Here is a 13,613-nt window from a genome sequence, read left to right on the forward strand (position 1 = left end):
TCCGGAGGGGCTCGGTAAGGTGCGACCGCAGTCGATACAGCTTACGGGTCAGGTCACCCTCATACACACCGGAATTCCGCGTCGTGGCCGGTGACACCCCCCGCCCCGTCCCGGCTGTCGGTGCCGGGTGGCAGGATCGAGACATGCCTGACGTGCTCGATGCCAGCCCCTATGACGCCCTGCTCCTGCTCTCTTTCGGTGGTCCCGAAGGCCCGGACGACGTGGTCCCGTTCCTGGAGAACGTGACGCGCGGGCGCGGCATCCCCAAGGAACGCCTCAAGGAGGTCGGGCAGCACTACTTCCTCTTCGGCGGGGTCAGCCCCATCAACGACCAGAACCGCGCCCTGCTGGACGCGCTGCGGGGGGACTTCGCCGACCACGGCCTGGACCTGCCGGTCTACTGGGGCAACCGCAACTGGGCGCCCTACCTCACCGACACCCTGCGCGAGATGGTCCGCGACGGACGCCGCCGGATCCTCGTCCTGGCCACCAGCGCCTACGCCTCGTACTCGGGCTGCCGCCAGTACCGCGAGAACCTCGCCGACGCCCTCGCGACCCTGGAGCAGGAGGGGCTGGAGCTGCCGAAGATCGACAAGCTGCGGCACTACTTCAACCACCCCGGCTTCATCGAGCCCATGGTCGACGGGGTGGTGCGGTCCCTCGCCGACCTCCCCGAGGACGTCCGGGACGGCGCGCACATCGCTTTCTGCACCCACTCGATCCCCACCTCCGCCGCCGACACCTCCGGCCCCGTCGAGGAGCACGGCGACGGCGGCGCGTACGTCCGGCAGCACCTGGACGTGGCCCAGGTGATCGCCGACGCCGTCCGCGAGCGCACCGGCGTCGACCGCCCCTGGCAGCTCGTCTACCAGTCCCGCTCCGGAGCCCCGCACATCCCCTGGCTGGAGCCCGACATCTGCGACCACCTCGAGGAGCGGCACGCGGCCGGGGTCCCGGCCGTGGTCATGGCCCCCATCGGCTTCGTCTCCGACCACATGGAGGTCATCTACGACCTCGACACCGAGGCCACCGCCAAGGCGGGGGAGCTGGGCCTGCCGGTGCGCCGCTCGGCGACCGTCGGCGCCGACCCGCGGTTCGCCGCCGCGGTCCGCGAGCTGATCGTGGAGCGCGCGGTCGCCGAACGCGGGCAGGACGTCACGCCGTGCGCCCTGGGCGCGCTCGGCGCGAGCCACGACCTCTGCCCGGTGGGCTGCTGCCCGGCCCGTGCCCCGCGCCCCGCCGCCGCGGGCGCCGACAGCCCCTACGCATGAGGAGCGCCGTGACCGACCCCCTGCACGCGGAACTGCTGGAGCTCGCCCGGGAGGCCGCCCGCCGCGCGGGCGAGCTGCTGCGGGACGGCCGTCCGGCCGACCTCGCGGTCGCCGCGACCAAGTCCAGCCCGATCGACGTCGTCACCGAGATGGACATCGCGGCCGAGAAGCTGATCACCACGCTGATCGCCGAGCGCCGCCCGGAGGACGGCTTCCTCGGCGAGGAGGGCGCCTCCACCGAGGGCAGCAGCGGCATCCGCTGGGTGATCGACCCGCTCGACGGCACGGTCAACTATCTGTACGGCCTGCCCACCTGGGCCGTCTCCATCGCCGCCGAGCAGGACGGCGAGACCGTGGCCGGGGCGGTCGCGGCCCCCATGCGCGGTGAGGCGTACCACGCGGTACGCGGCGGCGGAGCCTGGGCCACCGGCGCCTGGGAGGGCGAGCGGCGGCTGACCTGCCGTCCCTCGCCGCCCCTGGACCAGGCCCTGGTGTCGACCGGCTTCAACTACGTCACCGAGGTCCGCACCCACCAGGCCGACGTGGCACAGCGGCTGATCCCCCGGCTTCGGGACATCCGGCGCGGCGGCTCGGCCGCGATCGACCTGTGCGACCTCGCCGCGGGGCGCCTCGACGGCTACTACGAGCGCGGGCTGCACCCCTGGGACCTGGCGGCCGGTGACCTGATCGCCCGCGAGGCGGGCGCCCTGACCGGCGGCCGGCCCGGAGACCGCCCGTCCTGGGACCTCACGGTCGCGGCCACCCCGGGCGTCTTCGAGCCGCTCCAGCACATCCTGGAGGACCTGGGGGCCTGGCACGACTGACTGGACGGTTCGTTCGCCCACGGGGCGCCTCAGCCGGTGTGGGCGGGGACGGACACGAACGGGCCCCGGCGCTGGATTCGCCGGGGCCCGTTTCGGTGCGAGCCGATCAGACGCTGTGCGCGCCGACCTCCACGCCGTGTTCGGCGGCGAGGCGGCGCAGGTCGTCGAGTTCGCCCTGTTCCACGTCGACGAGGAAGTCGTCGCCGTCGTCGCGGGCCCGCGACAGGTCGGACTCGGTCGCCTTTATGCGCTGCAGAAGTCCTGCGGTGAATGCGTCCATGCTGCGCCCCCTCGTCCTGGGTCGGTGGGTCGGTGGCACGGGGGTGTGCCGTTCGGAAGGGACGATCACGTCCGAAGCGGATGCCCAGCGCCGCTCGGCCGGGCGGCGACGGTGCCGGACATCCACGCCCGCTCTGCGGAAGCGGACTGTTACGTACCGCATGGTGGCGCGGTACGTGCAGAGCGTGATCGCGGGATGTAAAACCCGTCCTCCCCAAGCTCCCTTCCGGGGAAACCTAACCGCGCGAGAAATTCTCGTATTCCCGCCCCGTTCGTCCGGACGTTCCCCTGTCCCGCACCCGTCCGCCACCGCCCGTTCCCCTGCCTTACAGCCGACTTACGGCCGAAAAGGGCAGGATGGAGGCAACACACCCACCCGTACCCCTGCCCGAGTGCGCCCTGCGGCGCTGTCCGACCAAGGGCGGGACATGAGGAAGGACAAGCGACGTGCGCGTACTCGTCGTCGAGGACGAGCAGCTGCTCGCCGATGCGGTGGCCACCGGACTGCGCCGGGAGGCCATGGCCGTCGACGTCGTGTACGACGGTGCGGCCGCCCTGGAGCGCATCGGCGTCAACGACTACGACGTGGTCGTCCTCGACCGCGACCTCCCGCTCGTGCACGGCGACGACGTCTGCCGCAAGATCGTCGAGCTCGGCATGCCCACGCGCGTGCTGATGCTCACGGCCTCCGGCGACGTCAGCGACCGTGTCGAGGGCCTGGAGATCGGCGCCGACGACTATCTGCCCAAGCCCTTCGCGTTCAGCGAGCTCATCGCCCGCGTGCGCGCCCTGGGGCGGCGTACGAGCGTGCCGCTGCCGCCCGTCCTGGAGCGTGCCGGGATCAAGCTCGACCCCAACCGCCGCGAGGTCTTCCGCGACGGCAAGGAGGTGCAGCTCGCGCCGAAGGAGTTCGCCGTCCTGGAGGTGCTCATGCGCAGCGAGGGCGCTGTCGTCTCCGCGGAGCAGCTCCTGGAGAAGGCCTGGGACGAGAACACGGACCCGTTCACCAACGTGGTGCGGGTGACCGTGATGACCCTGCGCCGCAAGCTGGGGGAGCCGCCGGTCATCGTGACCGTGCCCGGCTCCGGATACCGGATCTGATGACCGATGGCCGCCACACCCGCGCCCCCCACGGCGCCCCCCAAGCCCACCTGGGACCCGAGGAAGGGCGACCCGCCCTTCCCGTGGCTGCGTCCCACCATCCGCATACGCCTCACGCTGCTGTACGGCGGCATGTTCCTGATCGCCGGGATCCTGCTGCTGTCGATCATCTACCTGCTGGCCGCCCAGGCGCTCAATGACGGCGGCAGCGGCCAGTCCTTCCAGGTGACCGGCAGCAACATCGACATCACCAGCGAGACCTGTCCGCAGCTGAACGGCGCGACCACCAACGGCCAGCTCAACGACATGCTCAAGCGGTGCAACACCATCCAGCGGCAGCACGCGCTGGACGACCTGCTCAGCCGCTCCCTGGGGGCCCTGCTCGGTCTCGCGATCATCGCCTTCGCCTTCGGCTACGCCATGGCCGGCCGGGTCCTGTCGCCGCTGGGCCGGATCACCCGCACCGCCCGCGCGGTGGCCGGTTCGGACCTGTCCCGCCGGATCGAGCTGGACGGCCCGGACGACGAGCTGAAGGAGCTGGCCGACACCTTCGACGACATGCTGGAGCGGCTCCAGCGGGCGTTCACCGCCCAGCAGCGCTTCGTGGGCAACGCCTCGCACGAGCTGCGCACCCCGCTGGCGATCAACCGCACGCTCCTGGAGGTGCACCTCTCCGATCCCGGAGCGCCGGTGGAGCTCCAGCAGCTCGGCAGGACGCTGCTGTCCACCAACGAGCGCAGCGAGCAGCTCGTGGAGGGCCTGCTGCTGCTCGCCCGCAGCGACAACCAGATCGTCGAGCGCAAGCCCGTGGACCTCGCGGAGGTCGCCACCCAGGCGATCGACCAGGTGCACGGCGAGGCGGAGGCCAAGGGCGTGGAGATCCGCGGCGCACGCCGGCCGGCGGTCGTCCAGGGCAACGGCGTGCTGCTGGAGCGGATCGCGCTGAACCTGGTGCAGAACGCCGTGCGGTACAACGTGCCCGAGGAGGGCTGGGTCGAGGTCACCACCGACGTGGAGCACGGCCAGGCGGTCCTGGTGGTGTCGAACACGGGCCCGGTGGTACCGGCGTACGAGATCGACAACCTCTTCGAGCCGTTCCGGCGGCTGCGCACCGAGCGCACGGGCAGCGACAAGGGCGTCGGACTCGGTCTGTCCATCGTGCGGTCGGTCGCCCGGGCGCACGGCGGCCACATTTACGCACAGCCGCGCGAAGGGGGCGGGCTCGTGATGCGTGTCACCCTGCCGATCTGAGATGATGCCGCCGACACAACGGGGTGTTCGCTTTGGGCGGAATTTTCGGGGCGCCTCTCCTGTATCCCCGTGTGTGATCGATCACAGGAGCGATTCCCCGGTCGCCCACTCTCCGTGATCATGCATCCCTGGGAAAGTCGGGAAAGTCCCGGTTTTCAAGGGGCTTGATCACGGGAAGTACACGGTGAGGCGCCTTTGGAGTGCGGCATCCGGACCGTGTACGGTCCCCATCGCCATCCAAGCCGATCACTCATGAGGAGTTCGGTTGGGTGTCGATTGAGTAACAGACCTTGATGTGAGGCAAAATCTCCGCCTCAGGTCGGGCACAAGTCCGGCCTCTCACGCGTTACGTGCGCTGGAGACACCGCATACACCCAGAGGGGGAGAGCGACAAATGGCAACCGACTACGACACTCCACGCAAGACCGACGACGACGTCGACTCGGACAGCCTGGAAGAGCTGAAGGCCCGGCGGAACGACAAGTCGGCCTCGGCCGTGGACGTCGACGAGTTCGAGGCCGCCGAGGGCCTGGAACTGCCCGGAGCGGACCTCTCGAACGAGGAGCTGGCCGTCCGGGTCCTGCCCAAGCAGCAGGACGAGTTCACCTGCATGAGCTGCTTCCTGGTCCACCACCGCAGCCAGCTGGCCCGCGAGAAGAACGGCCAGCCGATCTGCCGCGACTGCGACTGAGGCGGGGTCGGCCGTGACTGGCTCGACCCCTCCGCGGAAGCGCCGCTTCTTCACGAGGGGAGCGGACCAAGGGCCCCAGGAGGGCCCGGAGCACGACACGCGTGACCAAGAGCGGGGCTCAACCGGTACCGGGGCGGCCTCGCTCGAAGCGGCAGCCCGCCGGGGTGACCTCCCGGCCCCCCTGGAGGTCACCGCGCCCGTGGCGCACCGGCGGGCCGCCGTGATCCGCGAGAAGGCCCTGGAAGGCGCCCGCAAGGGCGGTGCCCGCGCCCGCGCGGGACTGGCGCATCTCGCGGACCGGATCATCGAGATCGCCCCGCGTGTGCCCGTACGCGACCTCGGGACGCTGCGCCGGCAGTTCCCCGGCCTCGGCCCCGAGGAGCTCGCGGACAAGCTCGTGGCGGGCGCCGCGAAGGCCACGGCGACGGTCGGGGCCGGAGTCGGCGCGGCGGCCATGATGCCCGTGCCGCCGGCGATGCCGACGGAGCTGGCCGCCGAGATCACCGGCGTCGCCGCGATCGAGCTGAAGCTGATCGCCGAACTCCACGAGGTCTACGGCGTACGGCCGGCCGGCACCCTCGCCCAGCGCAGCACCGTGTACCTCAACTCCTGGTCGGAGGAGCGCGGCGTCGAGGCCACCAAGCCCTCGACCGTGAGCGCGGCGCTGAACAGCCACATGAAGCGCGAACTGCGCCAGCGGATCATGAAGCGCACGGTCCGCAACCTGCCGAACCTGATGCCGTTCCTGGTGGGGGCCGCCGTGGGCGCCGTCATGAACCGCAGGGACACCAGAAAGCTCGCCGCGCGCATCCGGGGCGACCTGCGCAAGATCCAGGTGCCCTGGGACGCGCTGCCGGCCCTCCCCGCCCTGGAGCGTCCCGAGGACGCCCTTCCCGAGGACGTCCTCAAGGAACTCGGCGGCCATCCGGACAAGAGCGACGGGCGCCAGGCTCCCTGAAGGCCGCCTCCCGGGCCGTGACGGCCGCAGCCACGCCCTCGGTCCCTGCACGGGCCCTTCCCGGGGCGAGGGACCAGACGTCCGGTCGCCCCCGCCGCCCCTTCCCGTCCCGTCCCTGGGGGCTGCGCCCCCAGACCCCCCTTCGGCCCTGAACGGGCCTCGTCCTCAAACGCCGGACGGGCCGTGTCAGCCCGGCGCCCCGTGCGAACGCGGGCCAGAGGCCGGCTTGCCCAGGGGTGCGGGGGACCACGCGGCAGTGGTGCAGCCCCCGGTCGTCCCCGCCGTGCCCCGCCGGACCGGCGCTACGCGTCCTTCGCCGCCCTCAGCGCCTGTGCCAGCCGCTGGGGCTCGCGGGTCGACAGGAAGACGTAGGGGGTCGGGTCCGCCGGGTCGGTGATGTCCACGCGCAGCGCGCCGGGGATGTACGCCCGCAGGAGCATGAAGCAGCGCGGGTCGGCCTTGTAGGAGCGCCAGGCGCGGGCCTCCTCGGCGTCCAGGACCTCCGCCTCGCCCAGCGCCGACACCGGGATCTTCGCCTCGCCCGCGATCAGGTGGCCGCCCACGACCCGGATGCGCACCGAGCCGTACGAACTCGCCGCGACCGCCGCGGCGGCGGTGCCGCCGGCCAGACCGCCGAGCATCGGCAGCGTGCCGAACGGCAGCAGGATCAGCGCCAAGGAGACCCCCACCAGGAAGGAGATCAGCCACCAGGAGCGGGGGGCGGTGAGGCGTTCTTCGTACGGGGAGGCGGAGAGCTGCATGAATCCAAGCTTGGCACGGTGTCGGACCGGGACTCACGCGCGGGTAAGGTCTGCGCCTGTGAGTGGTACTTCCGCAGCTCTTCAGCCCCCGGCCGACGCCGCGAAACCGGTGCGCCACCCCGAGGCCCCCGCACCCGGCGAGCTCCTCGGCGCCCACTACGGCCAGTGTTTCGGCTGTGGCGGCGAACAGCCCCACGGGCTGCACCTGGCGGCCCGCGCCGGCGAAGGCGTGTCGATCACCGCCGAGTTCACCGTGCGGCCCGCCCACCAGGGCGCCCCGGGACTCGCGCACGGCGGGGTCCTCGCCACCGCCCTGGACGAGGCGCTCGGCTCGCTCAACTGGCTGCTGCGCACGATCGCGGTGACCGGCAGGCTGGAGACCGACTTCGTCCGGCCCGTGCCGGTCGGCACCGTGCTGCACCTCCAGGCCGAGGTGACGGCGGTGGCCGGCCGGAAGATCTACTGCACCGCCACCGGACGCGTCGGCGGCCCCGACGGGCCGGTCGCGGTCCGCGCCGACGCCCTGTTCATCGAGGTCAAGGTCGACCACTTCGTCGACCACGGCCGCCAGGAGGAGATCCAGGCCGCCATGAGCGACCCCGACACGGTCCGCCGTGCCCGCGCCTTCGAGGTGAACCCGTGAGCGCGCTCGAGGTGCTGATCCGGCGCGTCGATCCGGACGTACCGCTTCCGGCGTACGAGCACCCGGGGGACGCGGGAGCCGATCTGCGGACCACCGAGGCCCGCGAACTGGCTCCCGGTGAGCGGGCCGTTCTGCCCACGGGGGTGTCTGTGGCGCTGCCCGAGGGGTACGCGGCCTTCGTGCACCCGCGATCCGGACTCGCCGCCCGCTGCGGCGTCGCCCTGGTGAATGCCCCGGGGACGGTTGATGCCGGGTACCGTGGGGAGATCAAGGTGATCGTGGTGAATCTCGATCCGCGCGAGACCGTGCGGTTCGAGCGCTTCGACCGGATTGCCCAACTGGTCGTCCAGCAGGTCGAGAGGGTCCGCTTCGTGTCGGTCGCGGAGCTTCCCCCCTCGGCCAGGGCCGAGGGGGGCTTCGGGTCCACCGGCGGCCATGCCGCGGTGGAAGGTAAGAGCGGCACAAGCGTTCAGGCCGCCGAAGGCGGTACAGCGGGTGGGAATCGATACGCTTCGGTCGTATCCGACCGGGAAGGACAGTGACGTGTTCGGACGTCGCAAGAAGAAGGATGCCGCCGACGGTGCGGCCGGCGAGGCCGAGCAGGTCGTCGACGGTGTCGACGCTGAGGCGGGCGAGGAGGCCGAGCGGCTGAGGCTCGAGCCGGCGCCGAGGCCCGACGGTCCCTGGGACAGCAGCGAGGTCAGTGAGCCCGGCGAGGGCCGGGTCGACCTGGGCGGCCTGTTCGTGCCCGGCGTCGACGGCATGGAGCTGCGGGTGGAGGTCGCGGGCGACGCGATCGTCGCGGCCACCGTCGTGCTGCGGGACAGCGCCATCCAGCTCCAGGGCTTCGCCGCGCCCAAGCGCGAGGGCATCTGGGGCGAGGTGCGCGAGGAGATCGCGTCCGGCATCACCCAGCAGGGCGGCATCATCGACGAGGTCGAGGGCCCGCTGGGCTGGGAGCTGCGGGCCCAGGTGCCGGTGCAGCTGCCGGACGGCACCAGCGGCTTCCAGGTCGTGCGGTTCGTCGGCGTGGACGGCCCCCGCTGGTTCCTGCGCGGGGTGATCTCGGGCCAGGGCGCGGTGCAGCCGGGGGCCGCCGGGCTCCTCGAGCAGATCTTCCGGGACACGGTCGTGGTGCGCGGTGAGGGCCCGATGGCCCCGCGCGACCCGATCGTCCTGAAGCTGCCGAACGACGCGCAGATGGTCCCGGAGAACGTGCAGCAGGAGGAGGGCGGCTCCCGCTTCGCCGGCGGCATGGGCCAGCTCCAGCGCGGACCGGAGATCACCGAGGTCCGCTAGTCGGCCGGGTGGAGGGCCGCATCCCTGGCGGGGTGCGGCCCTTTTCGTGTGCGTGAGCCGGTGCGGGGCCCTTTTCTTCGTGCGCGCGAGCCGGTGCGCGGTGCGTGAGCCGGTGCGCGGTGCGCGGTGCGGGGCGGACCGGGGCGCCGGGCGTTGATGCCGGCCGGGGGTGGGTCGCGCTGCCCGGCGCTTGCGGGGTGCCTCCCCCACTCTCGGCTCCTCCCCCACTCTCGGCTTCGCTCGAGCGGGAGGGACCCCCATGAGCGGGAGGTACCCCCACCGCCCACCCTCCCCCACTCTCGGCTTCGCTCGAGCGGGGGGACCCCCATCGCCCTGGGGGTACCTCCCAGGCCCTTGAGGCACTGGGGGAGGCACGACTGCCCGCGGTTGCGGCGGCTGTCCGCGGTTGCGGTAGCGGCGGCTGTTCGTGGTTGTGGCGGTACTCGCGGTGGTTGTGTGCTTGTGCGTGTGGGGGGACGAGTCGGTCTGACCGTTGATCGCACGGGTGTCGGCCGGGGATACTGGCGCCCGGTCCACGGGGGAGGGCGGTCGGGATGGGTCAGGTGGTCACCGAGACCATGGTGCGCGTCGAGGACGTGCACAAGTCGTACGGCGCCGGAGCCGCCGCCGTCCACGCGCTGCGCGGTGTCTCCTTCGACGTCCCGCGCGGCGAACTGGTCGCCCTCAAGGGCCGCTCCGGATCCGGCAAGACCACGCTCCTGAACATCGTCGGCGGCCTCGACACCCCCGACCGGGGGCGGGTCCACGTCGACGGACGCGACCTCGCCGGCCTCGACGAGAACGGGCTGCTCGCCCTGCGCCGGGACCGCGTCGGCTTCGTCTTCCAGTCCTTCGGCCTCATCCCCATCCTCACCGCCGCCGAGAACGTCGGCGTCCCGCTGCGGCTGCGCCGCGCCGACCCGCGCGAGCGCGAGGAGCGCGTCGCACTGCTGCTGTCCCTGGTCGGCCTCGCCGACCACGCCGCCCAGCGGCCCGGCGAACTCTCCGGCGGCCAGCAGCAGCGGGTCGCCATCGCCCGCGCCCTCGCCAACAGTCCCGCCCTCCTCATCGCCGACGAGCCGACCGGCCAGCTCGACGCGGAGACCGGGCACGCCGTGATGGAGCTGCTGCGCGCGGTCGTCCGCAGCGAGCACGTCACCGTGCTCGTCGCCACCCACGACACCACCCTCCTCGACCTCGCCGACCGCGTCCTGGAGCTGAGCGACGGCGAGATCACCGAGCACTGACCCCCGCCGGGACCCCGAGCCCGGCCGGGCGTCACGGGGGAAGACAATGAGTCCATGGGACGCGGCAACCTCCGGATCCACCTCGGCGCGGCACCGGGCGTCGGCAAGACGTACGCGATGCTCTCCGAGGCGCACCGCCGTGCCGGACGCGGCACCGACTGCGTGGTGGCCTTCGCCGAACCGCACGGCAGGCCCCGCACCGAGGCGCTGCTGCGCGGACTGGAGCGGATCCCGCGCCGGGACGTCGAGCACCGCGGGGCCGTCCTGACGGAGATGGACCTCGACGCCGTCCTCGCCCGCCGCCCCCGGGTGGCCCTCGTCGACGAACTCGCCCACACCAACGTCCCCGGCTCGCGCAACGCCAAGCGCTGGCAGGACGTGGAGGAGCTGCTCGCGGCCGGGATCGACGTCCTGGCCACGGTCAACATCCAGCACCTGGAGTCGCTGGGCGACGTCGTGGAGTCGATCACCGGCGTACGGGAGCGGGAGACCGTGCCGGACGAGGTGGTGCGGCGGGCGGACCAGATCGAGCTGGTCGACATGACGCCCGAGGCGCTGCGCCGCCGCATGGCGCACGGCAACATCTACCAGCCGGACAAGGTCGACGCCGCCCTGTCCAACTACTTCCGCCCCGGTAACCTCACCGCGCTGAGGGAGCTGGCGCTGCTGTGGGTGGCCGACCGGGTCGACGCCCACCTCCAGCGCTACCGCAGCGAGCACGAGGTCTCGGCGATATGGGGCTCCCGCGAGCGGATCGTCGTCGGCCTGACCGGCGGTCCCGAGGGCCGCACCCTGCTCCGGCGGGCCGCGCGGCTGGCGGAGAAGGGCGCCGGCGGCGAGCTGCTCGCCGTCTACATCTCCCGCAGCGACGGGCTCACCGCGGCCTCACCCGGGGAGCTGGTCGAGCAGCGCACCCTGGTGGAGGACCTCGGCGGCACCTTCCACCACGTCGTCGGCGACGACATCCCGGCCGCCCTGCTCGCCTTCGCCCGCGGGGCCAACGCCACCCAGATCGTGCTCGGCTCCTCGCGCCGCCCGGCCTGGCAGTACGTCCTCGGACCCGGCGTCGGCGCGACCGTCGCCCGGGACTCGGGACCCGACCTGGACGTGCACATCGTCACCCACGAGGAGGTCGCCAAGGGCCGCGGACTGCCCGGCGCCCGCGGCGCGCGGCTCGGGCGCTCCCGGCTGGTCTGGGGCTGGGCGGTCGGTGTGGCGGGACCGGCGGTGGTGGCGCTGCTGCTCAGCGCGGTCGACCTGGGACTCGCCAACGACATGCTGCTGTTCCTGGCCCTGACGGTGGCGGCGGCCCTGCTCGGCGGGCTCTGGCCGGCCCTGGCCTCCGCGGCGGTCGGCTCGCTGCTGCTGAACTACTTCTACACCCCGCCCCTGCACACCTGGACCGTCGCCGACCCGAAGAACATCGTCGCCATCGTGATATTCGTCGCGGTCGGCGCGGCGGTGGCGTCCGTGGTCGACCTCGCGGCCCGGCGCACCCACCAGGCGGCCCGGCTGCGCGCCGAGTCGGAGATCCTGTCCTTCCTCGCCGGCAACGTGCTGCGCGGCGAGACCGGCCTGGAGGACCTGCTGGAGCGGGTCCGGGAGACCTTCGGCATGGAGTCCGCCGCCCTCCTCGAACGCGCGGGCGACGTCGAGCCGTGGACCTGCGCCGGCCGGGCGGGGCGCGGAGGCCCGGTCGAGCGGCCCGAGGACGCGGACGTGGAGGTGCCGGTCGGCGACCACATGGCGCTGGCGCTGACCGGCCGGGTACCGCCCGCCGAGGACCGCAGGGTGCTGGCCGCCTTCGCCGCGCAGGCCGCCGTCGTCCTGGACCGCCGCCGGCTGCGCGAGCAGGCCGGCCGGGCCCACGCCCTCGCCGAGGGCAACCGCATCCGCACCGCCCTGCTGGCCGCCGTCAGCCACGACCTGCGCACCCCGCTGGCCGGGATCAAGGCCGCCGTCTCCTCGCTGCGCTCCGAGGACGTCGAGTGGTCCCCCGAGGACCGGGCCGAGCTGCTGGAGGGCATCGAGGACGGCGCCGACCGCCTGGACCACCTGGTGGGCAACCTGCTGGACATGTCCCGGCTGCACACCGGCACCGTCACCCCCCTGATCCGTGAGATCGACCTGGACGAGGTGGTGCCGATGGCGCTCGGCGGGGTGCCCGAGGGCAGCGTCGCCCTAGACGTCCCCGAGGCCCTGCCCATGGTCGCCGTGGACCCGGGACTGCTGGAGCGGGCGCTGGCCAACGTGATCGAGAACGCCGTCAAGTACAGTCCTTCCGGCGTGCCCGTCCTGGTCGCCGCCAGCGCTCTCGCCGACCGGGTCGAGGTGCGGGTGGTGGACCGCGGCCCCGGCGTCCCCGACGAGGCCAAGGACCACATCTTCGAACCCTTCCAGCGGCACGGCGACGCCCCGCGCGGGGCCGGGGTCGGTCTCGGCCTGGCCGTCGCCCGGGGCTTCGCCGAGGCCATGGGCGGCACTCTGAACGCCGAGGACACCCCCGGCGGCGGCCTCACCATGGCGCTCATCCTGCGCGCCGCGGGAGCACACGCAGTCGCGGAGGAAACCGTGGAACCCGAAAGGCAGCCCTCATGACCCGTGTCCTGGTGGTCGACGACGACCCGGCCATCGTGCGCGCCCTCGTGATCAACCTCAGAGCACGCTCGTACGAGGTCGACTCCGCCCACGACGGCGCCGGCGCCCTCCGTACGGCCGCGGCCCGCCATCCCGACGTCGTCGTCCTCGACCTCGGCCTGCCCGACATGGACGGCGTCGACGTGCTCAGGGAACTGCGGAGCTGGAGCCGGGTGCCGGTCCTGGTGCTGTCCGCCCGGCACGCCTCCGGCGAGAAGGTCCAGGCGCTGGACGCCGGCGCCGACGACTACGTCACCAAGCCCTTCGGCATGGACGAACTGCTGGCCCGGCTGCGGGCCGCCGTACGCCGCGCGGAGCCCGCCGGCGACGGGGGGGACGTGGTGGTGGAGACCACCGGGTTCACCGTCGACCTGGCCGCGAAGAAGGTCAACCGCGACGGCAAGGACGTACGGCTGACCCCCACCGAATGGCATCTGCTGGAGGTGCTGGTGCGGGCCGGCGGCCGGCTGGTGGCGCAGAAGCAGTTGCTGAAGGAGGTGTGGGGGCCGTCGTACGGCACGGAGACGAACTACCTGCGCGTGTACATGGCGCAGCTGCGGCGGAAGCTGGAGGCGGATCCGTCACACCCGAAGCACCTGATCACGGAGCCGGGCATGGGGTACCGCTTCGAGAAGTGAAGGCCGGGGGCGT

General features: G+C 72.7%; 14 protein-coding genes. 12 read left to right on the plus strand and 2 right to left on the minus strand.

The annotated features are described in order from the left end of the window. Positions 1 to 143: 143 nt before the first annotated feature. Positions 144 to 1,271 carry a ferrochelatase gene (locus ACZ62B_RS18240; protein ID WP_344556670.1) on the plus strand — a complete coding sequence of 376 codons (1,128 nt, stop codon included), beginning with the start codon at positions 144 to 146 and terminating at the stop codon, positions 1,269 to 1,271. An 8-nt stretch (positions 1,272 to 1,279) separates the two neighbouring features. Continuing rightward, a complete protein-coding gene (locus ACZ62B_RS18245; protein ID WP_073930690.1) occupies positions 1,280 to 2,095 on the plus strand; it encodes an inositol monophosphatase family protein in 816 nt (271 codons plus the stop codon). Positions 2,096 to 2,201: 106 nt separating this feature from the next. Here the strand turns inward: ACZ62B_RS18245 and ACZ62B_RS18250 are convergent, their stop codons facing one another. After that, positions 2,202 to 2,375 (minus strand): hypothetical protein, encoded by a 174-nt coding sequence (locus ACZ62B_RS18250; protein WP_344556676.1) that lies wholly within the window; start codon positions 2,373 to 2,375, stop codon positions 2,202 to 2,204. A 446-nt stretch (positions 2,376 to 2,821) separates the two neighbouring features. Between ACZ62B_RS18250 and ACZ62B_RS18255 the strand changes: the two genes are divergently transcribed. The 4 genes from ACZ62B_RS18255 to ACZ62B_RS18270 all read left to right on the plus strand — a co-directional run bounded on the left by ACZ62B_RS18255 (position 2,822) and on the right by ACZ62B_RS18270 (position 6,375). Beyond that, positions 2,822 to 3,475 carry a response regulator transcription factor gene (locus ACZ62B_RS18255; protein ID WP_003993508.1) on the plus strand — a complete coding sequence of 218 codons (654 nt, stop codon included), beginning with the start codon at positions 2,822 to 2,824 and terminating at the stop codon, positions 3,473 to 3,475. 6 nt (positions 3,476 to 3,481) lie between these two features. Then, complete coding sequence (locus tag ACZ62B_RS18260) at positions 3,482 to 4,726, plus strand: sensor histidine kinase (RefSeq protein ID WP_344556678.1); 1,245 nt, start codon at positions 3,482 to 3,484, stop codon at positions 4,724 to 4,726. Positions 4,727 to 5,120: 394 nt separating this feature from the next. Then, positions 5,121 to 5,417 (plus strand): DUF4193 domain-containing protein, encoded by a 297-nt coding sequence (locus ACZ62B_RS18265; protein ID WP_003993510.1) that lies wholly within the window; start codon positions 5,121 to 5,123, stop codon positions 5,415 to 5,417. A gap of 13 nt (positions 5,418 to 5,430) precedes the next feature. Further along, positions 5,431 to 6,375, plus strand: coding sequence for a hypothetical protein (locus ACZ62B_RS18270; RefSeq protein WP_344556680.1), 945 nt, complete (start codon positions 5,431 to 5,433; stop codon positions 6,373 to 6,375). 302 nt (positions 6,376 to 6,677) lie between these two features. Here ACZ62B_RS18270 and ACZ62B_RS18275 read toward each other — a convergent pair whose 3' ends face one another. Next, positions 6,678 to 7,136, minus strand: a complete 459-nt coding sequence (locus tag ACZ62B_RS18275; RefSeq protein WP_344556682.1) for a DUF3093 domain-containing protein — start codon at positions 7,134 to 7,136, stop codon at positions 6,678 to 6,680. Positions 7,137 to 7,194: 58 nt separating this feature from the next. Between ACZ62B_RS18275 and ACZ62B_RS18280 the strand changes: the two genes are divergently transcribed. The 6 genes from ACZ62B_RS18280 (at position 7,195) to ACZ62B_RS18305 (ending at position 13,600) form a co-directional block, all read left to right on the plus strand. Beyond that, complete coding sequence (locus ACZ62B_RS18280; RefSeq protein WP_344556693.1) at positions 7,195 to 7,779, plus strand: PaaI family thioesterase; 585 nt, start codon at positions 7,195 to 7,197, stop codon at positions 7,777 to 7,779. Next, positions 7,776 to 8,321 (plus strand): dUTP diphosphatase, encoded by a 546-nt coding sequence (gene dut / locus ACZ62B_RS18285; RefSeq protein WP_344556695.1) that lies wholly within the window; start codon positions 7,776 to 7,778, stop codon positions 8,319 to 8,321. The genes ACZ62B_RS18280 and dut overlap by 4 nt, the downstream gene beginning before the upstream one ends. A gap of 1 nt (position 8,322) precedes the next feature. Further along, positions 8,323 to 9,078 carry a DUF3710 domain-containing protein gene (locus tag ACZ62B_RS18290; protein WP_344556697.1) on the plus strand — a complete coding sequence of 252 codons (756 nt, stop codon included), beginning with the start codon at positions 8,323 to 8,325 and terminating at the stop codon, positions 9,076 to 9,078. A gap of 554 nt (positions 9,079 to 9,632) precedes the next feature. Beyond that, positions 9,633 to 10,325, plus strand: coding sequence for an ABC transporter ATP-binding protein (locus ACZ62B_RS18295; RefSeq protein WP_344556704.1), 693 nt, complete (start codon positions 9,633 to 9,635; stop codon positions 10,323 to 10,325). A 54-nt stretch (positions 10,326 to 10,379) separates the two neighbouring features. Beyond that, a complete protein-coding gene (locus ACZ62B_RS18300; protein WP_469691086.1) occupies positions 10,380 to 12,923 on the plus strand; it encodes a sensor histidine kinase in 2,544 nt (847 codons plus the stop codon). Then, the gene (locus ACZ62B_RS18305; RefSeq protein ID WP_344556707.1) at positions 12,920 to 13,600 is read left to right on the plus strand and encodes a response regulator; all 681 of its coding nucleotides are present in this window, start codon (positions 12,920 to 12,922) and stop codon (positions 13,598 to 13,600) included. The genes ACZ62B_RS18300 and ACZ62B_RS18305 overlap by 4 nt, the downstream gene beginning before the upstream one ends. Positions 13,601 to 13,613 lie beyond the last annotated feature (13 nt).

It is taken from the genome of Streptomyces sp. NPDC053426 (genome assembly GCF_055585405.1).

What these genes read in the sequence shown, in the direction of transcription:
- ACZ62B_RS18240 (WP_344556670.1), top strand. Translation starts at nt 144, where the DNA reads ATGCCTGACGTGCTCGATGCCAGCCCCTATGACGCCCTGCTCCTGCTC.
- ACZ62B_RS18250 (WP_344556676.1), bottom strand. Translation starts at nt 2,375, where the DNA reads ATGGACGCATTCACCGCAGGACTTCTGCAGCGCATAAAGGCGACCGAG.
- ACZ62B_RS18260 (WP_344556678.1), top strand. Translation starts at nt 3,482, where the DNA reads ATGGCCGCCACACCCGCGCCCCCCACGGCGCCCCCCAAGCCCACCTGG.
- ACZ62B_RS18265 (WP_003993510.1), top strand. Translation starts at nt 5,121, where the DNA reads ATGGCAACCGACTACGACACTCCACGCAAGACCGACGACGACGTCGAC.
- ACZ62B_RS18275 (WP_344556682.1), bottom strand. Translation starts at nt 7,136, where the DNA reads ATGCAGCTCTCCGCCTCCCCGTACGAAGAACGCCTCACCGCCCCCCGC.
- ACZ62B_RS18295 (WP_344556704.1), top strand. Translation starts at nt 9,633, where the DNA reads ATGGGTCAGGTGGTCACCGAGACCATGGTGCGCGTCGAGGACGTGCAC.
- ACZ62B_RS18300 (WP_469691086.1), top strand. Translation starts at nt 10,380, where the DNA reads ATGGGACGCGGCAACCTCCGGATCCACCTCGGCGCGGCACCGGGCGTC.
- ACZ62B_RS18305 (WP_344556707.1), top strand. Translation starts at nt 12,920, where the DNA reads ATGACCCGTGTCCTGGTGGTCGACGACGACCCGGCCATCGTGCGCGCC.